The organism is Bradyrhizobium macuxiense, assembly GCF_007993935.1.
GTDB classification, from domain to species: Bacteria; Pseudomonadota; Alphaproteobacteria; order Rhizobiales; family Xanthobacteraceae; genus Bradyrhizobium; species Bradyrhizobium macuxiense_A.
In genome coordinates, this window is sequence record NZ_VITY01000010.1 from 307,462 (window position 1) to 329,211 (window position 21,750).

Sequence of the window (21,750 nt, forward strand, 5' to 3'; positions counted from 1 at the left end):
CCCGCGGGTCCATCAGTCAAGACAGTTTTCGTTCGATGGACCGCCGGATCTAGTCCGGCGATGACGACATCATGAAGCTCAGGCCGCTTCGGCGGCGAGCTTCTTGCCCTTCTCGACGGCTTCTTCGATGGTGCCGACCATGTAGAACGCCGCTTCCGGCAGATGGTCGTACTTGCCCTGGCAGAGATCGCGGAAGCCCTTGATGGTGTCGGCGAGGTCGACGAACTTGCCCGGCGAGCCGGTGAAGATTTCGGCGACGTGGAACGGCTGCGACAGGAAGCGCTCGACCTTGCGGGCGCGGGCGACCGTCAGCTTGTCCTCTTCCGACAGTTCGTCCATGCCGAGAATGGCGATGATGTCCTGCAGCGACTTGTAGCGCTGGAGGATCTGCTGGACGAGGCGCGCGGTGTTGTAGTGCTCTTCACCGACCACGAGCGCCGACAGCATGCGCGAGGTCGAGTCGAGCGGGTCCACCGCCGGATAGATGCCCTTTTCCGAGATCGCGCGCGACAGCACCGTGGTGGCGTCCAAGTGCGCGAACGAGGTCGCGGGCGCCGGGTCGGTCAAGTCGTCGGCCGGCACGTAGATCGCCTGCACCGAGGTGATCGAGCCCTTCTGGGTGGTGGTGATGCGCTCCTGCAGCGCGCCCATGTCGGTCGCGAGCGTCGGCTGATAACCCACGGCGCTCGGAATACGGCCGAGCAGCGCCGACACTTCCGAACCCGCCTGGGTGAAGCGGAAGATGTTGTCGACGAAGAACAGCACGTCCTGGCCCTGGTCGCGGAAGTGCTCGGCGACGGTCAGACCGGTCAGACCGACGCGGGCGCGGGCGCCCGGCGGTTCGTTCATCTGGCCGAACACCAGCGCGCACTTCGACTTCACGCTCGGATCCGGGTTGTGCGGATCGGCGTTGACCTTGGATTCGATGAACTCGTGATAGAGGTCGTTGCCTTCACGGGTGCGCTCGCCGACGCCGGCGAACACCGAGTAACCACCGTGCGCCTTCGCGACGTTGTTGATCAGTTCCTGAATCAGCACGGTCTTGCCGACGCCGGCGCCGCCGAACAGGCCGATCTTGCCGCCCTTGGCGTACGGAGCAAGCAGGTCGACGACCTTGATGCCGGTGACGAGAATTTCCGCTTCGGTAGACTGATCGGTGTAGGTCGGCGCTTCCTGGTGGATGGCGCGCACGCCTTCGGCCTTGATCGGGCCGGCTTCGTCGATCGGCTCGCCGATGACGTTGATGATGCGGCCGAGCGTGCCTTCACCGACCGGAACGCGGATCGGCTCGCCGGTGTCGGTCACTTCCTGACCGCGGACCAGACCTTCGGTGATGTCCATCGCAATGGTACGGACGGTCGATTCGCCGAGATGCTGGGCGACTTCGAGCACCAGGCGGTTGCCGCCGTTCTTGGTCTCGAGCGCGTTGAGAATCGCCGGAAGGTGGCCTTCGAACTGCACGTCGACCACGGCGCCCGTGACCTGGGTAACGCGACCGATCTGGTTGGCTGCTGTAGCCATGGACTGTTCTCCTTCGAAATCTGCCTTAGACCGCCTCAGCGCCGGAGATGATTTCAATCAGCTCCTTCGTGATCTGGGCCTGACGGGTCCGGTTGTAAATCAGGGTTTGCTTGCGGATCATTTCGCCCGCGTTGCGCGTCGCGCTGTCCATCGCGCTCATCTGCGCGCCATAGAACGAGGCGTTGTTCTCGAGCAGCGCGCGGAAGATCTGCACCGCGAGATTACGCGGCAGCAGGCTGCCGAGGATCTGATCCTCTTCGGGCTCGTATTCATACGACGTCGCGGGAGCCGCATTGGCCGCGGGCGCGGCAACCTCCAGCGGGATGATCTGCTGCGCGGTCGGGATCTGCGCGATCACCGACTGGAAGCGCGAATAGAACAGCGTGCACACGTCGAACTCGCCGGCCTCGAACCGCGCCAGGACTTTGTTGGCGATGTCCTCGGCATTGACGAAGCCGATCTGCCGCACCGAGCGCAGGTCGAGATGCTCGACGATGCGGCTCTCGAAAGTCCGCCGCAGCTGCTCGTAGCCCTTGCGGCCGACGCAGAAGAACTTCACTTCCTTGCCCTGCGCGAGCAGCGTGTTCGCCCGCTCGCGCGCCAGGCGCACGATGGCCGAGTTGAAAGCGCCGGACAGGCCGCGCTCGCCGGTGCAGACCAGCAGCAGGTGCACCTGGTCGTTGCCGGTGCCGGCAAGCAGCGCCGGCGCGCCGGGCGTGCCATTGGCCGCGGCTGCGATGTTGGAAATCACCGCATCCATCTTGGTGGCATAGGGCCGCGCCGCTTCGGCGGCGTTCTGCGCACGGCGCAGCTTCGAGGCTGCGACCATCTGCATGGCCTTGGTGATCTTCTGCGTCGCCTTGGTCGAGGCGATGCGGACCCGCATGTCTTTTAGTGACGCCATTCTTCGTTCACCCCGGCGATCCGACCACAATGGTCAGATCGCAAGCCTCCGTTCGTCACGCCCGGCGGCGAGCCGGGCGACGCCCCATTCGTTATGCAAACGTCTTGGCGAAACCTTCGACGGCCGTCTTGAGCTTGGCGGCGGTGTCGTCGGACAGATCGCGGCTCGTGCGGATCGCATCGAGGATATCGGCATTCTTGCCGCGCAGCAGCGACAGCAGGCCGTCCTCGAACGCCTTCACCTTGTTGAGCGGCAGCGGATCGAGATAGCCATTGGTGCCGGCCCAGATCACGCAGACCTGCTCTTCCATCTTCAGCGGCGAGAACTGCGGCTGCTTCAGGAGTTCGGTCAAGCGCGAGCCGCGGTTGAGCAGGCGCTGGGTCGAAGCGTCGAGGTCGGAGCCGAACTGCGCGAACGCCGCCATTTCGCGGTACTGCGCGAGCTCGCCCTTGATCTTGCCGGCGACCTTCTTGGTGGCCTTGGTCTGCGCCGACGAACCGACGCGCGACACCGACAGACCGACGTTCACCGCGGGACGGATGCCCTGGAAGAACAGATCGGTTTCCAGGAAGATCTGACCGTCGGTGATCGAAATCACGTTGGTTGGGATGTAGGCCGACACGTCGTTGGCCTGGGTTTCAATGACCGGCAGCGCGGTCAGCGAGCCCAAACCATGGTCCTTGCCGAGCTTGGCAGCGCGCTCGAGCAGACGGGAGTGCAGATAGAACACGTCGCCCGGATAGGCTTCGCGGCCCGGCGGACGGCGCAGCAGCAGCGACATCTGGCGGTAGGCGACGGCCTGCTTCGACAAGTCGTCATAGATGATCACGGCATGCATGCCGTTGTCGCGGAAGTATTCGCCCATCGTGCAGCCGGTGAACGGCGCGATGTACTGCATCGGAGCCGGATCGGACGCGGTCGCCGCAACGACGATCGAGTATTCCAGCGCGCCCTGCTCTTCGAGCACCTTGACGAACTGCGCAACCGTGGAGCGCTTCTGGCCGACCGCGACGTAGACGCAGTACAGCTTCTGGCTCTCGTCCGGCTGGGCGTTGAGCGGCTTCTGGTTCAGGATGGTGTCGAGCGCGATCGCGGTCTTGCCGGTCTGACGGTCGCCGATGATTAGCTCGCGCTGGCCACGGCCGATCGGGATCAGCGCGTCGATTGCCTTGAGGCCGGTGGCCATCGGTTCGTTCACCGACTTGCGCGGAATGATGCCGGGCGCCTTGACGTCGACGCGCATGCGCTTGTCGGCCTGGATCGGCCCCTTGCCATCGATCGGGTTGCCGAGCGCGTCGACGACGCGGCCGAGCAGGCCCTTGCCGACCGGCGCGTCCACGATGGCGCGGGTGCGCTTGACGGTCTGGCCTTCCTTGATCTCACGGTCGGCGCCGAAGATCACGATACCGACGTTGTCGGTTTCGAGGTTGAGCGCCATGCCGCGCGTGCCGTTCTCGAACTCGACCATTTCACCGGCCTGAACGTTGTCGAGACCGTAGACGCGGGCGATACCGTCGCCGACCGACAGCACCTGGCCAACTTCGGTGACCTCGGCTTCCTGGCCGAAATTCTTGATCTGGTCCTTGAGGATCGCAGAAATTTCTGCGGCGCGGATGTCCATCAGCCTGCCTCTTTCATCGCGTTCTTGATCGAATTGAGTTTGGTGCGAAGCGAACTATCCACCATCCGGCTGCCGAGCTTGACCACCAGGCCACCAATAATGGAGGGATCGACCTTCACGTTGAGCGCGACGTCCTTGCCCGTCACTGATTTCAGTGCGGCCTTCAGCGCGTCGAGATTCTTGTCACTGAGCTGCTCGGCGACGGTGACTTCCGCAGTCGCCTCGCCCTTGAACTTCGCCACCAGCGCGCGATAGGCGCGGATCACATCGGCAACGGCGAACAGCCGGCGATTGGTGGTGAACACCTTGAGGAATTTTGCCGTCGTACCGGCGATGCCGGCCTTGTCGAGCACCGCGGTCAGCGCCTTGAGCTGGGCGTCCGCGGCAAACACCGGGCTACGGACGAGGCGCTTCAGATCGGCGCTCTCGTTGAGCAGGGCCTCGAATTTGTCGAGGTCGGCCCGGACTTGATCGACGGATTGCTCGTCGCGCGCCAACTCGAACAGGGCCGTTGCATAACGACCGGAAACTCCGGAAACGGACGGATCTTCAGCAGCCACGAGCTCGCTCTTTTTTGCTGTCAAATTCGCAAGGGAAAAACCGTCGCCACCAAAGCAGCGCCTAGCGATCCAAGCCCTTGGAATTCAAGCGGGACTTCGATTTTCGACCGGCACAGGACATGCCGGGACCGTTAAAATCGCGGCTTTGCTAACATAGCAATCGCGCAGGTGCAACATGACGGCATCGTGAGAGCCGCCTTGTCGCATGCGGTTTCTCGCGACCGCGGCCGGCGGTCGAACCGGGAAAATTCGGCGCGCGGAAATCCGGTGCAGGCGGCTCCGATTCACGTCGCTCGATTTTGTTCCATCGAAATTTGCATGGCCCTATGGGCTCGGGCGCAAGGAACCTGCAGCGGGCCGCCGTTTCATTTCGCGATTACTTACCGAAACCTTACAACCGGGCGGATAATCAGTATTCGTAAGTACTCGTATCGTTAAAAATTCGTTAAAGGCCAAGGTTACGGAACCTCGATTGAATACCCCAAGGCGGTAACAAGATATTTCAACCCGAGACAATTGGGATTTACTGCCTAATTCGTGCCTCATTGCGAAACCAAACGGCCTTGGTCAACGAAGGGACGGGGGTTCCACTTGCCGCGTTAGCGGCAATACTGTCTGAGGGTCTTATCAATGCTGAATATCAAGAAGGCGGCGGGCAACGTAACCCGCTCGCGCACGGCGCTTGCGTTTGTAGCCGCAACTATCCTGGTCGGGGGCAGCGTGACCGAGGCGTCCGCGAAGTCCAGGCACCATCATCATCGCCACCACCATCATCACCAGGCCCGCGCCGAAGGTTCGTCCTGGCGCGACGCCAATGCATCGATCCAGCCGTCCGGCGGCCACGCGTTCTCGGGGATGGCCTCGTTCTACGGCAATGAGTCGGGCAGCCGGACCGCTTCCGGTCAGCGCTTCAACCAGAACGCCATGACCGCGGCCCACCGGTCGCTGCCGTTCGGCACCAAGGTCCGCGTCACCCATGGCGGCCGCAGCGTCGTCGTCACCATCAACGATCGTGGCCCGTTCGTCCGCGGCCGCGTGCTCGACCTCTCGACCGGCGCAGCCCGCGCCATCGGCCTGACCGGCGCCGGCGTCGGCCGCGTCACCGCCGAGGTCGTGTCCTAAGCGTTCAGTAAGCGTTGCGTTGCGTAACGGCCGCGAGGCCTGCTTCGCGCCAAAAGGCCTGCCGTCGCGAATGACGGCAGGCTTTTTCTTTTCGGGTTCCCCTACAGGAAGCTCTGCGGATCGACGTCGACCTCGAGCTTCAGATTGCCCTTGGTCTTCGGACCCGCCTCGAGCCATTCGCGCAGATATTGCGACAGGTCGACATTGCGCAGCGACTTCACCAGCAGGCGAAACCGGTAGCGGCCCTTGATGACCGCGAGCGGCGCCTCGGCGGGACCGAGCACCTGGATCCGCTCATCGAGCGGCGCCACCGCGACGAGCTTGCGGGCAAACCCCTCCGCGGTCGGGCGATCGCCGGCGGAGACGATCAGGCTCGCCAGCCGGCCGAACGGCGGATAGCCGGTGCGCTCGCGGATCTCGATCTCGCTGGCGTAGAACGCCTCGCGGTCGCTCGCGATCAGAGCCTTGATGACCGGATGTTCCGGCTGATGGGTCTGCAGATAGCCGACGCCGCGGCCCTGCTCGCGGCCGGCGCGGCCGACCACCTGGTTCAACAGCTGGAACGTCCGCTCGGCGGCGCGGGGATCGCCGTTGCTCAGGCCGAGATCGGCATCGATGACCCCGACCAGATTGAGCCGCGGGAAATTGTGCCCCTTCGCCACCAGCTGTGTGCCGATGATGATGTCGACGCGGCCCTCGGCGATCTCGTTGAGCTCGCTGCGCATGGTCTCGATCGAGGTGATGAGATCGCTCGACAGCACCATGGTGCGGGATTCGGGGAAGATGCTGGCGGCCTCCTCCTGCAGGCGCTCGACGCCGGGGCCGACCGCGACCAGCGATTCCTCGGCCGCGCAATGCGGGCAGATGTTCGGGCGCGGCATCGAGAAACCGCAGTGATGGCAGACCAGTCGCTGCCGGAACCGATGATCGACCAGCCAGGCGTCGCAGATCGTGCATGCGAAGCGGTGGCCGCAGGCGCGGCACAGCGTCAGCGGCGCATAGCCGCGGCGGTTGAGGAACAGCAGCGCCTGCTCGCGCCGCTCGATCGCATGGCGAATCTGCTCGGCCAGCACGGGCGAAATGAACCGCCCGCGCGGCGGCGGCGCGCGGCGCATGTCGATCGCCTCGATATGCGGCATGTGCTGGCCGCCGAACCGCGACGGCAGCGCGACGCGCTGGTAGCGTCCCTTGCGCGCATTGACCTCGCTCTCGACCGACGGCGTGGCCGACGCCAGCACGATCGGGATTTTGGCGATATGGGCGCGGACCACCGCCATGTCGCGCGCGTGATAATGCGCGCCGTCGTCCTGCTTGTAGGCCTGGTCGTGCTCCTCATCGACGATGATCAGCCCGAGATCGGCATAGGGCAGGAACAGCGCCGAGCGGGCGCCGACCACGACCGGCGCCTTGCCCTCCGAGATCGCCGCCCAGCTGCGCGCCCGCGTGCGCGGCGTCAGCTCCGAATGCCATTCCAGCGGCCGCACGCCGAAGCGCTGCGCGAAGCGGTCGAGGAACTGGCCGGTCAGCGCGATCTCCGGCATCAGGATCAGCGTCTGCTTGCCGCGGCGGATATTCTCGGCGATCGCCTCGAAATAGACCTCGGTCTTGCCGGAACCGGTGACGCCGTCGAGCAGCGCGACGTGAAAGCTGCCGCTCGCCGCCAGCGTCCGCATCACGTCGACCGCGCTGCGCTGCTCGCGCGAGAAATCCGGCTGGGCGTAGGAGGGATCTGGCGATGGCGGCGCGGCCGGCGGCGGCATCGCCTCCACCGTCAGCGTGCCCTCGTCGACCAGGCCGTCGATCACGCCCGAGCTGACCCCGGCCTCCCGTGCCGCCTCCGACTTGCCGTGCAGCAAGCCGTCCGACAGCACCTCGATCAGGCGCCGGCGCGCCGGCGTCAGGCGCCGCGGCGGCTCGCCGATGAGGCGGACGCCGAGCCGCGTGCGCTCCGGCCCGAGGTTTTCGCCCATCCGCAGCGTCATCCGCAGCACCATGCCGCGCGCCGACAGCGTGTAGGTGGAGACCCAGTCGACCAGCTGGCGCAGCTCTGCCCTGAGCGGCGGAACATCGAGCTTCTCGCTGACGTCCTTGAGCCGGTTGTGCAGCCGCGGATCCGGCCTGGCATTCTCGGCCCACACCACCGCGACGACTTCGCGCGGCCCGAGCGGAACAGAGATCACATCGCCCGGCGCAAGCTCCATGCCGCGCGGCACGCGGTAGGAATAGGTCTGGTTCAGCGCGACAGGCACCAGCACGTCGACGACACGTGTCGTCGATGCGGAGGCTGGGCTGGGGCGCGTGGTGTGGTCCATCAAATCAGGGCTTTGGAGTCCGAACTTTGCACCGGGCTAGAGATTTGGTTCTGAATGAATCAGAACCAAATCTCCAGCTTCTTGTTTTGACGCGTTTTCTTCACGCGAACCGGCCTCCACTTCGCTCGAAAACGCTCTGTCACCGCCATGCGGTCTTAGCGATCGGTAAACGAAGGCAGTGCGATATAATCAGGAGATTAGCAGCGCCAATAGCCCTTTACAGATGGCCCGGACCGATCAACCCATGCAACCGCTCGAGCTCGACTGCGCCGACACATCAGTCACGCAGGAGATGACGCGCTGGCTGTCGCATCTGCGCGCAGAGCGGCGGCTGTCGCCGAAGACACTCGAGGCCTATGCCCGCGACGTGCGGCAATGCCTGGCCTTCCTGGCCGAGCACTGGGGCGCACGCGTGACGCTTGCGGCATTCTCCGCACTCGAAGCGAGCGATGTCAGAGCGTTCATGGCGATGCGCCGCGCGGACGAGATCGGCGGACGATCGCTGATGCGGGCGCTGGCGGGGCTGCGCTCGTTCGGACGTTTCCTGGAACGCGAAGGCAAGGGCAAGGTCGGCGCGCTCTCGGCGATCCGCGCGCCCAAGGTGGCGAAGAGCCTGCCGAAGCCGATCCACATGGAAGCGGCGAAGCGCTTCGCCGACGCCGACGAGCGCGCCGGCGAGGAGCGCGAGACTTGGATCCTGGTGCGCGACGCCGCCGTGATGGCGCTCCTCTATGGTTCGGGCCTGCGCATCTCGGAAGCGCTGGGGTTGAAGCGCCGCGACGTGCCGAAGCCGGGCGAAGGCGACGTGCTGGTCGTGACCGGCAAGGGCAACAAGACCCGCATGGTGCCGGTGCTGCAAAACGTGCTGCAATTGATCGCGGACTATGCGGCGATCTGCCCGCACCAGCTCAGCCCGACCGGACCGATGTTCGTCGGTGCGCGCGGCGGCCCGCTAAGCCCGCGCATCATCCAGCTCACCATGGAGCGGCTGCGCGGCGCGCTCGGCCTGCCCGACAGCGCAACGCCGCATGCGTTGCGGCATTCTTTCGCCACCCATCTGCTGAGCCGCGGCGGCGACCTGCGCGCGATCCAGGAATTGCTGGGCCACGCGTCGCTGTCGACCACGCAGATCTACACCGGCATCGACAGCGAGCGCCTGCTCGAAGTCTACCGCTCCGCGCACCCGCGCGGCTGAACGGCCGGATCCGAGTCCAGATAAGACGCCGGATTTGGCTCGCCGTCATGCTGCGTTCATCTTCATACGGCTAACCACAAGCTGCCGCCCCTTGCCTTGTGCACCGCATTCGGCAATCGTGGCACAGTCTCATCGGAGGGGAATCATGAGCGCACACGAAAGTATGGAGCACGCGGAGCATGCCGAGCATGCGTCGACCGAAAACAGGAAGATTGCGCTCCTGATCGCCGTGATCGCACTGTGCCTGGCGCTGTCGGAAACGCTCGGCAAGGGCGCCCAGACCGAATCGATCAGCAAGAACGTCGAAGCCTCCAACCTCTGGGCCTTCTTCCAGGCCAAGAGCATCCGCCGCACCGCGGTGCAGACCGCGGCCGAACAGGGCAAGCTGAACCTCGCGACCACCACCGACGAGGCGGCCAAGGCCGCGCTGCAGAAACAGATCGACGACTGGCAGAAGACCGCGGCGCGCTATCGCTCGGAGCCGGACACCGGCGAGGGTTCGGAGCAGCTCTCCGAACGCGCCAAGCACGCCGAGCATGAGCGCGACGAGGCGACGGCGAAATATCATCACTTCGAGCTTGCCTCCGCCGCCTTCCAGATCGCCATCGTACTGGCGTCCGCGACCATCATCACCGGCATCGCCGCGCTGGCCTGGGTGTCGGGCCTCGTGACGCTCGCCGGCGTCGCGATGACGCTGCTCGGCCTGTTCCAGCCGCACCTGCTGCCTCTGCATTGAGAGAGCTGGCGGGCACCCCACTATCTCCGTCATCCTGAGGAGCCGCGTAGCGGCGTCTCGAAGGATGCACGGCCCCGCTCGTGGCCGTCGACCCTTCGAGACGCGCGCCTTGCGCGCTTCTCAGGGTGACGGGGCACAAGGCGTTGCCTAGAGCACCTTGCTGGTCTGATGCACGCTTTTGCGGAAGCGCGCGATCAGGCGCAGCGTGCGCGCGGCCCAGCCCTCGCCGTCGCCGCTGATCATCTCGCGGATGCGCTGCTTGATCGGCTCGACCAGCGCGGTGGCCTTGGCGCGCAGCGCCATGATGAAATTATAGAGCGCCTCGAACCAGGGCATCTCCAAAAGCTTCGACCGCGTCACGTCGAACACGAATGCCGTGACGCCGACGCCGAGGAATTTGGCGAACAGGATCAGCGAGACTGCGCTGAACCAATATTGGTTCGCCAGCAGCCAGAGCCCGACCAGCTTGAGCGGAAACAGCGGGATCAGCGGCACGACGAAGACGATCAGCGTCATCGCCGGCGACAGCGAATCGACCCGGTCGGCAAGCCATTGCTTGAGTGCACGGAGCGGGATCCAGGCGACCACCCGGGCCACGATCGGCTCGAGGTGGTCCCACAGCCAAGCCTCGATCAGGAAGATGATCGCAAGCAGGACCCAGAACGGCTGAAGCAGGCGGCGCAACATCCCTACGATCCTAAAGCGCGATGAGACCGAATTGAATCATCGCGCTTCAGCTCCTTGTTTGAGCATGATCTTCTCGGAAAACCGCTTCACACTTTTCCAGGATCATGCTCCAGCCCGGCTCGCGCCGGACGTTCGATCATCACATATGGATGGCGCGCTTGCCCACCGCAAGCGCAGCTTCCTTGATCGCCTCCGAGCGGGTCGGATGTGCGTGGCAGGTCCGGGCCAGATCCTCGGCCGAACCGCCGAATTCCATCAGCACGCAGGCTTCGTGGATCATTTCGCCGGCCTCGATGCCGACAATGTGGACGCCGAGCACCCGGTCCGTCTTCGCATCTGCGAGAACCTTCACGAAGCCGTCGGTGGTCTGATTGACCTTGGAGCGACCGTTCGCGGTGAACGGGAATTTGCCGACGGTATAGGCGACGCCGGCCTGCTTGAGGTCTTCCTCGGTCTTGCCGACCGACGACACTTCCGGCGTGGTATACACAACACCTGGGATGACGTCGTAGTTCACATGGCCAGCCTGGCCCGCGATGATCTCGGCGCAGGCAACGCCCTCGTCTTCCGCCTTGTGCGCAAGCATCGGCCCGGCGACGACGTCGCCGATCGCGTAGATGCCCTTCACAGAGGTCGAGAAGTGCGCGTCGATCTCGACGCGACCGCGATTGTCGAGCGCAACGCCAGCTTCCTTCAGCCCGAGGCCATCGGTGTAGGGCACGCGGCCGATGCACACCAGCACGACGTCGGCCTCGATGGTCTCGGCGGCGCCGCCGGCGGCCGGCTCGACCTTGGCCTGCAGCGTCTTGCCCGAGGTATCGACCGAAGTGACCTTGGCGCCGAGCCTGAAGGCAAAACCCTGCTTTTCGAGGATACGCTGGAATTGCTTCGCCACCTCGCCGTCCATGCCGGGCAGGATGCGGTCGAGGAATTCCACCACGGTGACCTTGGCGCCGAGACGATTCCAGACCGAGCCGAGCTCGAGCCCGATCACGCCGGCGCCGACGATCAGCAGGCTGCCGGGCACCTTCTCCAGCGACAACGCGCCGGTCGACGACACGATGCGCTTCTCGTCGATGTCGATGCCCTTCAGCCGCGCGATGTCGGAGCCGGTGGCGATCACGATGTTCTTGGTCTCGACGGTCTCGGACTTGCCGTCACCGGAGACTTCGACCTTGCCGGCACCGAGGATCTTGCCGGTGCCCTTGAGCACGTCGATCTTGTTCTTCTTCATCAGGAACTCGACGCCCTTGACGTTGCCGTCGATGCCCTGCTGCTTGAAGTTCATCATCGCGGGCAGGTCGAGCTTCGGCGCCGGGACGCTGACGCCCATCTTGGCGAAGGAGTGCCCGGCTTCCTCGAACATCTCGGAGGCGTGCAGCAGCGCCTTTGACGGCATGCAGCCGACATTGAGGCAGGTGCCGCCCAGCGTCGCATTCTTCTCGACGACGGCAACCTTCATGCCGAGTTGCGCCGCGCGAATCGCGCAGACGTAGCCGCCGGGGCCGGTGCCGATGACGACGAGATCGTAAGAAGCCATGATGGAAGGTCCTGTAGCTAAATTCTGTGACAGTTGGGCGGGTCCGAACTGATCGGCAGATCGGGACCCGCTTCTGGATTTGTGTTCTAGCGACCGCCCGACACGTCGAGGATCGCGCTGGTGACGTAGGACGCCTCGTCCGAGATCAGCCAGACGATGGCGTTGGCGATTTCATCCGCGGTGCCGACGCGCTTCATCGGCACCATATGGGCGAGCCGGTGCGCGCGATCGGGCTCGCCGCCCGCGGCATGAATGTCGGTGTCGATCAGGCCGGGCCGGATGCCAGCGACGCGGATGCCTTCATTCGCGACCTCGTAGCCGAGGCCGATCGTGAAGGAATCGATCGCGCCCTTGGAGGCGGCATAGTCGACATAGGTGTTGGGCGCGCCGAGCTTCGCCGCGACCGAAGAGAGGTTGACGATGACGCCGCCCTTGCCGCCGTGCTTGGTCGACATCCGCTTCACCGCCTCGCGCGCGCACAGGATGCTGCCGGTGACGTTGACCGCCATCATCTGCTGGATGCGCTCGGCCGACATCTCGTCGACGCGAACACCGCTCTTGCCGACGATGCCGGCATTGTTGACCAGCGCGCCGAGCGTGCCGAAGCCATCGGCCGCCTTGAACAGCGCCAGGATGTCCTGCTCGCTGCCGACGTCGCACTTCACCGCGATCGCCTTGCCGTTCCTGGCCTCGATCGCGGCGACGACCTCATTGGCCGCAGCCTGGTTCGTGGCGTAGCCGACGACGACGCGATAGCCGCGCGCGGCAGCTGCAAGCGCGGTGGCGCGGCCGATGCCGCGGCTGCCGCCGGTGATGACAACGACCTTGTCCGTCACATTGATCCCCAAAGGTAAGCACCCAACGAATCGCGGCGCCCGATCCGATCGGACGCCGCGCGCGATATGACCTTACAGGTCCAGCACCAGGCGGGCCGGATCCTCCAGGCTCTCCTTGACGCGCACCAGGAAGGTGACCGCTTCCTTGCCGTCGATGACGCGGTGATCGTAGGACAGCGCCAAGTACATCATCGGGCGCACCTCGATCTTGCCGCCGACCACCATCGGCCGCTCCTGGATCTTGTGCATGCCGAGGATGCCGGACTGCGGCGCATTGAGGATCGGCGTCGACATCAGCGAGCCGTAGATGCCGCCATTGGTGATGGTGAAGGTGCCGCCCTGCATCTCGTCGATCTTGAGCTGGCCGTCGCGGGCACGGCGGCCGTAATCGGCGATCGACTTCTCGATTTCGGCGATCGACTTGTGATCGCAATCGCGCACCACAGGCACCACCAGGCCGCGGTCGGTGCCGACCGCAACGCCGATGTGGTAGTAGTTCTTGTAGATCAGGTCAGAACCGTCGATCTCGGCGTTGACGGCCGGAATGTCCTTCAGCCCCTGCACCACCGCCTTGGTGAAGAAGCCCATGAAGCCGAGCTTCGAGCCGTGCTTCTTCTCGAACGTATCCTTGTAGAGCGCGCGCAGCTTCATCACCTCGGTCATGTCGACCTCGTTGAAGGTCGTCAGCATCGCGGCGGTGTTCTGCACGTCCTTGAGGCGGCGCGCGATGGTCTGGCGCAGCCGGGTCATCTTGACGCGCTCCTCGCGCGCGGCGTCGTCCGCCGGCGACGGCGCACGAACCTGCACGGCGGCGGCCGGCTGGTTGACCGGGGTCGGCGCCGAGGCGGCCTTCTCGATCGCGGCCAGCATGTCGCCCTTGGTGACGCGGCCGTCCTTGCCGGAGCCCGGAACGGTGGAGGCGTCGACGCCGCTTTCGGCGGAGAGCTTGCGTACCGAGGGCGCGAGCGGCGCATCCGCCGGCGGCACCTTGGGCGCAGCCGGGGCCGCTGCGGGAGCGGCGGCAGGCGCGGGCGCTGCGGCCTTGGCGGGAGCGGCGGCTGCGGCAGCGGGCTTGGCCGCGGCGACAGCACCGTCATTGATCTGGCCGAGCAGCGCGCCGACGGCGACGGTCTCGCCGTCCTTGGCGATGATCTCGCCGAGCGTGCCGGCGACCGGCGCGGGCACCTCGATAGTGACCTTGTCGGTTTCCAGCTCAACCAACGGCTCGTCCACCGCAACAGCCTCACCGGCCTTCTTGAACCAGCGGCCGATCGTGGCCTCGGTTACGGATTCGCCGAGCGTTGGAACGCGAATTTCAGTCATGGTCTTTTTCCTCGATAACCTTGCGGTCGCAAAATCTGCGTTCGTAAAACTTCTCTGCCAGCATCCGCCAAAGCGAACGACCCGGTACTCCGTGACGACAGCGCTTGTGCTGGATGACGCGGGATACCGGGTGCCCCGCTCCAGTGCGCAATTGCGCACAAGGCAGGGCATGGTGTTGGTGAAGGTCGTTAGTTCAGTGCGTCGTCGAGCAGCGCCTTGAGCTGCGCGAGATGTTTCGACATCAACCCGGTGGCGGTCGCCGCCGATGCCGGACGGCCGGCATAGCGCGGACGCTTGTTTGCTGCGTGGACCTGGTTCAGCACCCATTCCAGATAGGGCTCGATGAAGTGCCAAGAGCCCATGTTGCGGGGCTCTTCCTGGCACCAGACCATCTCGGCATTCTTGAAGCGGCCGAACTCCTGGACCAGCGCCTTCAACGGCACCGGATAGAGCTGCTCGACGCGCATCAGATAGATGTCGTCGATGCCGCGCTTCTCGCGCTCCTCGTACAGGTCGTAATAGACCTTGCCGGAGCACAGCACGACGCGACGGATCTTGTCGTCCGGCACCAGCTTGATCTTCTCGTCCGGCAGCATCTGCGCGTCATCGTACAGGATGCGGTGGAACGTGGCGTTCTTGCCGAGCTCGTCGAGCCGCGACACCGCGCGCTTGTGACGCAGCAGCGACTTCGGCGTCATCAGGATCAGCGGCTTGCGAATCTCGCGATGCAGCTGGCGCCGCAGCACGTGGAAGTAGTTCGCCGGCGTGGTCGGGTTGACCACCTGCATGTTGTCCTCGGCGCACATCTGCAGATAACGCTCGAGGCGCGCGGAGGAATGCTCCGGTCCCTGCCCTTCATAGCCATGCGGCAGCAGGCAGACGAGGCCCGACATGCGCAGCCACTTGCGTTCGCCCGAGGAGATGAACTGATCGAACACCACCTGGGCGCCGTTGGCGAAGTCGCCGAACTGCGCTTCCCAGAGCGCCAGCGCGTTGGGCTCGGCCAGCGAGTAGCCGTATTCGAAGCCGAGCACGGCTTCTTCCGAGAGCAGCGAGTTGATCACCTCGTAATGGCCGGTGTCTTCGCCGCCGAGATGGTTGAACGGCGTATAGCGGCTCTCGTCCTCCTGGTCGATCAGCACCGAGTGGCGCTGCGAGAAGGTGCCGCGCTCGGAATCCTGGCCGGACAGCCGCACGTGATGGCCTTCCTGCAGCAGCGTGCAGAACGCCAGCGCCTCGCCGGTCGCCCAGTCGATCCCGATGCCGCTGTCGATCGCCTTGGCGCGATTGTCGAGGAAGCGCTGGATGGTGCGGTGGACACGGAAGCCGTCCGGCACCTTGGTGATCTTGCGGCCGATCTCCTTGAGCACCGTGAGATCGACGCCGGTGACACCGCGACGGGCGTCTTCTTCCTGATCGGCCGACTTGAAGCCTGCCCATTTGCCGTCGAGCCAGTCGGCCTTGTTCGGCTTGTAGCCCGAGCCGGCCTCGAGCTCGGCATCGAGCCGCGCGCGCCAGTCGGCCTTGGCCTTCTCGACCTCGCCGTCGGTCAAAACGCCGTCGGCGACCAGCCGCTTGGCGTAGATCTCCAGCGTAGTCGGGTGCGAGGCGATGCGCTTGTACATCACCGGCTGGGTGAACGCCGGCTCGTCGCCCTCATTGTGGCCGTGGCGCCGGTAGCAGAACATGTCGATGACGACCGGCTTGTGGAATTTCTGCCGGAACTCGATCGCAACCTTGGCCGCGAACACCACGGCCTCGGGATCGTCGCCATTCACATGGAAGATCGGCGCATCGATCATCTTCGCGACGTCGGACGGATAGGGCGACGAGCGCGAGTAGCGCGGGTAGGTGGTGAAGCCGATCTGGTTATTGACGATGAAGTGCAGCGAGCCGCCGGTGCGGTAGCCCTTCAGGTCGGACAGGCTGAAGCATTCCGCCACCACGCCCTGGCCCGCGAACGCCGCGTCGCCGTGCATCAGCAGCGGCAGCACCGAGATGCGCATGTCGGGCGGATCGCCGTGCTGATCCTGCTTGGCGCGGACCTTGCCCATCACGACGGGATCGACGATCTCGAGATGCGACGGATTTGCGGTCAGCGACAGATGGATGTTGTTGCCGTCGAACTCGCGGTCCGAGGAGGCACCGAGGTGATACTTGACGTCGCCGGAGCCTTCGACCGAGTCCGGGTTGGCCGAACCGCCCTTGAATTCATGGAACAGCGCGCGGTGCGGCTTGCCCATCACCTGGGTCAGCACGTTGAGGCGGCCGCGATGCGGCATGCCGAACACGATCTCCTTCACACCGAGATTGCCGCCGCGCTTGATGATCTGTTCGAGCGCCGGGATCAGCGATTCACCGCCGTCGAGGCCGAAGCGCTTGGTGCCGGTGAACTTGGTGTCGCAGAATTTCTCGAAGCCGTCCGCCTCGATCAGTTTGTTGAGGATCGCGCGGCGCCCCTCCGGCGTGAAGCTGATCTCCTTGTCGGGGCCTTCGATGCGCTCCTGGATCCATGCCTTCTGCGCGGCGTTGGAGATGTGCATGAACTCGACGCCGAGCGTCTGGCAGTAGGTGCGTTCGCAGATCTGCACGATCTCGCGCAGCGTGCCGTATTCGAGGCCGAGCACGTGATCGAGGAAGATCTTGCGATCGAAGTCGGCCTCGGTGAAGCCGTAGGAGCGCGGATCGAGTTCCTCGCGGTCGCGCGGCGCCTCGATGCCGAGCGGATCGAGCTTGGCGTGGAAATGGCCGCGCATGCGGTAGGCGCGGATCAGCATCAGCGCGCGAACCGAATCGCGCGTAGCCTGATGGACGTCGGCGTCGGAGAGCTCGGCGCCCTTGGCCTGTGCCTTGGCCGCGAGCTTGCTGCCGACCGCCTTCTCGACCTGGGCCCAGTTGCCGTCGAGCGCCGAGGTCAGATCGTCGCGCGGCGTCACCGGCCAGTTGGCCCGGCCCCACGAGGCGCCTTCGGCGTTCTTCTGTACGTCGGCCGGGGCGTCCTTCAGGCTCTTGAAGAAATCCTGCCATTCGGCGTCGACCGACGAGGGGTCCTGCTCGTAGCGGGCATAGAGGTCGTCGATATAGGCGGCGTTGGTGCCCTGCAGGAATGAGGAGAGAGCAAAAGCAGCGTTCGCGTCTTGGCGAGACATGAGGCAGTCCTGGTGATTTTTTTCGGTTCGCGCGTAGGAGACGGCGCAAGTGCCGGTCTGGGAAGAGCGCCGGCTGGATGGATATCCTTTACCCTATCTAGGTCGGATATTCCTGCCTAAAAGAACTAAAGAATGAATCAATTTTCATATTTTATTGATCGGCGTTCTGACGGCAAAACGCGTGAAAAAGGCGGGTTCTCCAAAGAGAACCCGCCCGAAATCGCGCCAATCTCGAAGGGAACCTCGCCGGACGGCGATTACTTCAGCATCTCGGCCAGGGTGTGCCCGAGCCGCGCCGGGGACGGCGACACCTTGATGCCGGCGGCTTCCATCGCCGCGGTCTTGGAACCGGCGTCGCCCTTGCCGCCGGAGATGATCGCGCCGGCGTGGCCCATGCGACGGCCGGGAGGTGCGGTGACACCGGCAATGAAGCCAACCATCGGCTTCTTGCGGCCGCGCTTGGCCTCATCCTTGAGGAACTGGGCGGCGTCTTCCTCGGCGGAACCGCCGATTTCGCCGATCATGACGATCGACTTGGTCTTCTCGTCGGCCAGGAACATCTCCAGCATGTCGATGAACTCGGTGCCCTTGACCGGGTCGCCGCCGATGCCGACCGCGGTGGTCTGGCCGAGGCCTTCCTGGGTGGTCTGGAACACCGCTTCATAGGTCAGGGTGCCGGAGCGGGAGACGATGCCGACCGAGCCGGGCTTGAAGATGTTGGCCGGCATGATGCCGATCTTGCACTCGCCGGCGGTCATCACGCCGGGGCAGTTCGGTCCGATCAGCCGCGACTTCGAGCCCGACAGCGAGCGCTTCACGCGCACCATGTCGAGCACCGGAATGCCCTCGGTGATGCATACGATCAGCGGGATCTCGGCATCGATCGCTTCGCAGATCGCGTCCGCCGCGCCCGGCGGCGGGACATAGACCACGCTGGCGTCGGCGCCGGTCTTCTCGCGCGCTTCGGCGACGGTGTCGAACACCGGCAGGTTGAGGTGGGTCGAGCCGCCTTTGGCCGGCGCGACGCCGCCGACCATCTTGGTGCCGTAAGCGATCGCCGCTTCCGAATGGAACGTGCCGTTCTTGCCGGTGAAGCCCTGGCAGATGACCTTGGTGTTCTTGTCGATCAGAATGGACATGGTTCGAGATGCTTTCGCGAGACAGCGGTGAAGGACACTATAGTTTGAGCATGATCATATCGGAAAACCGGGGACCACTTTTCCGGATCATGCTCAGTGGATACGCCGGTACACGCCGGTGAGCACGTCGGCCCACCCTTCCGCGTCAGGCGAGAACTGGATCTTCATGTTGTAGGTGTTGTCGTCGACGACCTCGTAGACGTGACGGGCATTGCCGCGCAGCGAGCCGCGCACCAGGATCAGCGACTTGCCCGCCCAGCCGCCGGAGGCCGGCGACGGCGGGTAGTAGCCGAGCGAATCGTGCCAGAACAATTTGTAGGCCCGATCGTCGCGGTCGTAGGTGAAGACGCCGTGGGTGGCGAAGCTTTCCTTGCCGTCACGGGTCTGCACGCTGTCCTGGATCAGATAGAAGCCGTTGAGCGCGATGCGCGCAACGACATGCGAGGTGGCCGGACCGCCGGCGGTCCAGCGCGACGGAAAGACCATCTCTTCGCCGTTCCACTCGCCGGCGAAAACCGCGAGCTTGCGGTGTTCTTCCAGTGGTGTCGGAGCGTCGAGATGATCGGCCATCGTTAGCCTCCCTTGACGGCTTTCACGATCTTCTGTGCGGCGTCATCGAGGTTGTCGGCGGGCAGAACATTGAGGCCGCTCTCGCGGATGATCTTCTTGCCCTGCTCGACATTGGTGCCTTCGAGGCGCACCACCAGCGGCACGTTGAGGCCGACCTGCTTCACCGCGGCGACCACGCCCTCGGCGATCACGTCGCACTTCATGATGCCGCCGAAGATGTTGACCAGGATGCCCTTCACGTTCGGATCGGCGGTGATGATCTTGAACGCGGCCGCGACCTTCTCCGCGCTGGCGCCGCCGCCGACGTCGAGGAAGTTGGCCGGCTCCATGCCGTAGAGCTTGATGATGTCCATCGTCGCCATCGCAAGACCGGCGCCGTTGACCATGCAGCCGATCGTGCCGTCGAGCGCGACATAGTTGAGGTCGTATTTCGACGCCTCGATCTCCTTGGCGTCTTCCTCGGTCTCGTCGCGCAGCGCGACCACGTCCGGGTGACGGTAGAGGGCGTTGCTGTCGAACGACACCTTGGCGTCGAGCACGCGGAGCTGGCCCTGCTTGGTGACGACCAGCGGATTGATTTCCAGCATCGCCATGTCCTTGGCGGCGAAGGCTGCATAGAGCTGGCTGGTCAGCTTCTCGGCCTGCTTGGCGAGATCGCCGGTCAGGTTCAGCGCCTTGGCGACGGTGCGGCCGTGATGGGCCATGATGCCGGTGGCGGGATCGACCGAGAAGGAGACGATCTTTTCCGGGGTCGAATGGGCGACCTCTTCGATATTCACGCCGCCTTCGGTCGACACCACGAAGGAGATTTCCGAGGTCTCGCGATTGACCAGGATCGAGAGGTAGAACTCCTTGTCGATATCGGAGCCTTCCTCGATGTAGAGGCGGTTGACCTGCTTGCCGTGCGGGCCGGTCTGCACTGTGACCAGCGTCGCGCCGAGCATCTGCTTGGCGAACTCGCCGACCTCGGCGACCGACTTGGCGATGCGGACGCCGCCCTTGTCGCCGGCGGATGCTTCCTTGAACTTGCCCTTGCCGCGGCCGCCGGCATGGATCTGGCTCTTCACCACCCAGATCGGGCCGGGAAGCTGCTTGGCTGCCGCGTCGGCTTCTTCCGGCTTCAGCACCGGAACGCCGCGCGAGATCGGCACGCCGAATTCATGCAGCAGAGCCTTGGCCTGGTATTCATGGATATTCATGGAAAGACGCTCCCAAACCCTCGTGCGGCGAACTTCACGTCAGCCCTGACGCTGGCATACCATATACCAAGGCTCGCGCAACTACAAAATCCGCCAGAATTTCATCATCTTGCACCCGACAGGCGATTGGAATCGCCTATCGGGTCATTGCCGATTGAGATTACTTGCCGAGCAGATCGGGCGCGATCTTCTTGCAGGCGTCGACCAGGCCCTGCACCGCACCGACCGACTTGTCGAAGGCTTCACGATCCTTGCCGGCGAGCTCAATCTCGACCACGCGCTCGACACCCTTGGAGCCGATCACGGTGGGCACGCCGACATACATGTCCTTCACGCCGTACTCGCCGTTGAGATAGGCCGCGCAGGGCAGCACGCGCTTCTTGTCCTTCAGATAGCTCTCGGCCATCGCGATCGCCGACGCCGCCGGCGCGTAGAACGCCGAGCCGGTCTTGAGCAGGTTGACGATCTCGGCGCCGCCGTTGCGGGTGCGATCGACGATCTCGTCGATGCGCGCCTGCGAGGTCCAGCCCATCTTGACGAGGTCGGGCAGCGGGATGCCGGCAACCGTCGAGTAACGGGTCAGCGGCACCATGGTGTCGCCGTGGCCGCCGAGCACGAAGGCGGTGACGTCTTCGACCGAGACGTTGAATTCGTCGGCCAGGAAATAGCGGAAGCGCGCGGAGTCGAGCACGCCGGCCATGCCGACCACCTTCTTGTGCGGCAGGCCGGAGGCCTTCTGCAGCGCCCACACCATCGCGTCGAGCGGATTGGTGATGCAGATGACGAAGGCGTCGGGCGCATACTTCTTGATGCCGGCGCCGACCTGCTCCATGACCTTGAGGTTGATCGACAAGAGATCGTCGCGGCTCATGCCGGGCTTGCGCGGCACGCCCGCGGTGACGATGCAGACCTTGGCGCCGTCGAGCGCTTCATAGGAATTGGCGCCGACCAGGTTGGAGTCGAAGCCGTCGACCGGCGACGACTGCGCGATGTCGAGCGCTTTGCCCTGCGGCACGCCCTCGGCGATATCGAACAGCACGACGTCTCCGAGTTCCTTGAGGCCAACGAGGTGCGCCAGCGTTCCGCCGATCTGTCCGGAGCCAATCAGTGCAATCTTGTCGCGTGCCATGGGAAATCAGTCCTTTGAACTGGATGCAGGAGGGAGGGAAGTCGGTTGCAAGGGTGGTTATCCCTTTCGAATGATCCATTCAAGTCAGGGCCTGCCCGATTGCTGGCCGTGCCTGCAATTCGATCAGGCATGCCAGCAACATCGGCCCCGGAGACACGAAAAGTTGCTCCGATCCGGACCGCGCGCAAGACCAATTTCAAGACCAAT

Annotated in this window: 17 protein-coding genes; 3 read left to right on the forward strand and 14 right to left on the reverse strand. The window is 64.6% G+C overall.

Features of this window, described 5'->3' with window-relative positions; translation table 11 throughout:
- Positions 1-78: 78 nt before the first annotated feature.
- The 4 genes from atpD to FBZ93_RS26410 form a co-directional block, all read right to left on the reverse strand.
- Positions 79-1,521, reverse strand: coding sequence for a F0F1 ATP synthase subunit beta (atpD, locus tag FBZ93_RS26395; protein ID WP_146989834.1), 1,443 nt, complete (start codon positions 1,519-1,521; stop codon positions 79-81).
- 25 nt (positions 1,522-1,546) lie between these two features.
- Complete coding sequence (locus tag FBZ93_RS26400; RefSeq protein ID WP_146989835.1) at positions 1,547-2,425, reverse strand: F0F1 ATP synthase subunit gamma; 879 nt, start codon at positions 2,423-2,425, stop codon at positions 1,547-1,549.
- A gap of 91 nt (positions 2,426-2,516) precedes the next feature.
- The gene (atpA, locus tag FBZ93_RS26405; protein WP_146989837.1) at positions 2,517-4,046 is read right to left on the reverse strand and encodes a F0F1 ATP synthase subunit alpha; all 1,530 of its coding nucleotides are present in this window, start codon (positions 4,044-4,046) and stop codon (positions 2,517-2,519) included.
- Complete coding sequence (locus FBZ93_RS26410) at positions 4,046-4,606, reverse strand: F0F1 ATP synthase subunit delta (RefSeq protein WP_146989838.1); 561 nt, start codon at positions 4,604-4,606, stop codon at positions 4,046-4,048. The genes atpA and FBZ93_RS26410 overlap by 1 nt, the downstream gene beginning before the upstream one ends.
- 630 nt (positions 4,607-5,236) lie before the next feature.
- Between FBZ93_RS26410 and FBZ93_RS26415 the strand changes: the two genes are divergently transcribed.
- The gene (locus FBZ93_RS26415; RefSeq protein ID WP_146989840.1) at positions 5,237-5,728 is read left to right on the forward strand and encodes a septal ring lytic transglycosylase RlpA family protein; all 492 of its coding nucleotides are present in this window, start codon (positions 5,237-5,239) and stop codon (positions 5,726-5,728) included.
- Between the two features lie 101 nt (positions 5,729-5,829).
- On the opposite strand, the gene FBZ93_RS26420 is transcribed toward FBZ93_RS26415, so the two are convergent.
- Positions 5,830-8,040 (reverse strand): primosomal protein N', encoded by a 2,211-nt coding sequence (locus tag FBZ93_RS26420; RefSeq protein WP_146989842.1) that lies wholly within the window; start codon positions 8,038-8,040, stop codon positions 5,830-5,832.
- Between the two features lie 244 nt (positions 8,041-8,284).
- Between FBZ93_RS26420 and FBZ93_RS26425 the strand changes: the two genes are divergently transcribed.
- Entirely contained in the window at positions 8,285-9,235 is a 951-nt protein-coding gene (locus FBZ93_RS26425) for a tyrosine recombinase XerC (RefSeq protein ID WP_430649944.1), read from the forward strand.
- Between the two features lie 145 nt (positions 9,236-9,380).
- Entirely contained in the window at positions 9,381-9,971 is a 591-nt protein-coding gene (locus tag FBZ93_RS26430) for a DUF4337 domain-containing protein (protein ID WP_146989844.1), read from the forward strand.
- A 147-nt stretch (positions 9,972-10,118) separates the two neighbouring features.
- Here the strand turns inward: FBZ93_RS26430 and FBZ93_RS26435 are convergent, their stop codons facing one another.
- The 9 genes from FBZ93_RS26435 to mdh form a co-directional block, all read right to left on the reverse strand.
- On the reverse strand, positions 10,119-10,658 hold the full coding sequence (locus tag FBZ93_RS26435; protein WP_146989845.1) for a hypothetical protein: 540 nt from the start codon (positions 10,656-10,658) through the stop codon (positions 10,119-10,121).
- Positions 10,659-10,797: 139 nt separating this feature from the next.
- A complete protein-coding gene (lpdA, locus tag FBZ93_RS26440; RefSeq protein ID WP_146989847.1) occupies positions 10,798-12,198 on the reverse strand; it encodes a dihydrolipoyl dehydrogenase in 1,401 nt (466 codons plus the stop codon).
- An 86-nt stretch (positions 12,199-12,284) separates the two neighbouring features.
- Entirely contained in the window at positions 12,285-13,034 is a 750-nt protein-coding gene (locus FBZ93_RS26445; protein WP_167529219.1) for an SDR family oxidoreductase, read from the reverse strand.
- 72 nt (positions 13,035-13,106) lie between these two features.
- Positions 13,107-14,357, reverse strand: a complete 1,251-nt coding sequence (odhB, locus tag FBZ93_RS26450) for a 2-oxoglutarate dehydrogenase complex dihydrolipoyllysine-residue succinyltransferase (RefSeq protein ID WP_146989850.1) — start codon at positions 14,355-14,357, stop codon at positions 13,107-13,109.
- A 188-nt stretch (positions 14,358-14,545) separates the two neighbouring features.
- A complete protein-coding gene (locus FBZ93_RS26455; protein WP_146989852.1) occupies positions 14,546-17,506 on the reverse strand; it encodes a 2-oxoglutarate dehydrogenase E1 component in 2,961 nt (986 codons plus the stop codon).
- Positions 17,507-17,763: 257 nt separating this feature from the next.
- Positions 17,764-18,645 (reverse strand): succinate--CoA ligase subunit alpha, encoded by an 882-nt coding sequence (sucD, locus tag FBZ93_RS26460; RefSeq protein ID WP_146989854.1) that lies wholly within the window; start codon positions 18,643-18,645, stop codon positions 17,764-17,766.
- 93 nt (positions 18,646-18,738) lie between these two features.
- Positions 18,739-19,215, reverse strand: a complete 477-nt coding sequence (locus FBZ93_RS26465; protein ID WP_146989856.1) for a DUF1579 family protein — start codon at positions 19,213-19,215, stop codon at positions 18,739-18,741.
- Between the two features lie 2 nt (positions 19,216-19,217).
- The gene (sucC, locus tag FBZ93_RS26470; protein ID WP_146989857.1) at positions 19,218-20,414 is read right to left on the reverse strand and encodes an ADP-forming succinate--CoA ligase subunit beta; all 1,197 of its coding nucleotides are present in this window, start codon (positions 20,412-20,414) and stop codon (positions 19,218-19,220) included.
- Positions 20,415-20,574: 160 nt separating this feature from the next.
- The gene (gene mdh / locus FBZ93_RS26475) at positions 20,575-21,543 is read right to left on the reverse strand and encodes a malate dehydrogenase (RefSeq protein WP_021078790.1); all 969 of its coding nucleotides are present in this window, start codon (positions 21,541-21,543) and stop codon (positions 20,575-20,577) included.
- Positions 21,544-21,750 lie beyond the last annotated feature (207 nt).

Excerpts from the sequence above, each read along its gene's own strand:
- atpD (WP_146989834.1), bottom strand. The coding sequence starts at position 1,521 with ATGGCTACAGCAGCCAACCAGATCGGTCGCGTTACCCAGGTCACGGGC.
- FBZ93_RS26400 (WP_146989835.1), bottom strand. The coding sequence starts at position 2,425 with ATGGCGTCACTAAAAGACATGCGGGTCCGCATCGCCTCGACCAAGGCG.
- atpA (WP_146989837.1), bottom strand. The coding sequence starts at position 4,046 with ATGGACATCCGCGCCGCAGAAATTTCTGCGATCCTCAAGGACCAGATC.
- FBZ93_RS26415 (WP_146989840.1), top strand. The coding sequence starts at position 5,237 with ATGCTGAATATCAAGAAGGCGGCGGGCAACGTAACCCGCTCGCGCACG.
- FBZ93_RS26420 (WP_146989842.1), bottom strand. The coding sequence starts at position 8,040 with ATGGACCACACCACGCGCCCCAGCCCAGCCTCCGCATCGACGACACGT.
- FBZ93_RS26425 (WP_430649944.1), top strand. The coding sequence starts at position 8,285 with ATGCAACCGCTCGAGCTCGACTGCGCCGACACATCAGTCACGCAGGAG.
- FBZ93_RS26430 (WP_146989844.1), top strand. The coding sequence starts at position 9,381 with ATGAGCGCACACGAAAGTATGGAGCACGCGGAGCATGCCGAGCATGCG.
- FBZ93_RS26435 (WP_146989845.1), bottom strand. The coding sequence starts at position 10,658 with ATGTTGCGCCGCCTGCTTCAGCCGTTCTGGGTCCTGCTTGCGATCATC.
- lpdA (WP_146989847.1), bottom strand. The coding sequence starts at position 12,198 with ATGGCTTCTTACGATCTCGTCGTCATCGGCACCGGCCCCGGCGGCTAC.
- odhB (WP_146989850.1), bottom strand. The coding sequence starts at position 14,357 with ATGACTGAAATTCGCGTTCCAACGCTCGGCGAATCCGTAACCGAGGCC.
- FBZ93_RS26455 (WP_146989852.1), bottom strand. The coding sequence starts at position 17,506 with ATGTCTCGCCAAGACGCGAACGCTGCTTTTGCTCTCTCCTCATTCCTG.
- sucD (WP_146989854.1), bottom strand. The coding sequence starts at position 18,645 with ATGTCCATTCTGATCGACAAGAACACCAAGGTCATCTGCCAGGGCTTC.
- FBZ93_RS26465 (WP_146989856.1), bottom strand. The coding sequence starts at position 19,215 with ATGGCCGATCATCTCGACGCTCCGACACCACTGGAAGAACACCGCAAG.
- sucC (WP_146989857.1), bottom strand. The coding sequence starts at position 20,414 with ATGAATATCCATGAATACCAGGCCAAGGCTCTGCTGCATGAATTCGGC.
- mdh (WP_021078790.1), bottom strand. The coding sequence starts at position 21,543 with ATGGCACGCGACAAGATTGCACTGATTGGCTCCGGACAGATCGGCGGA.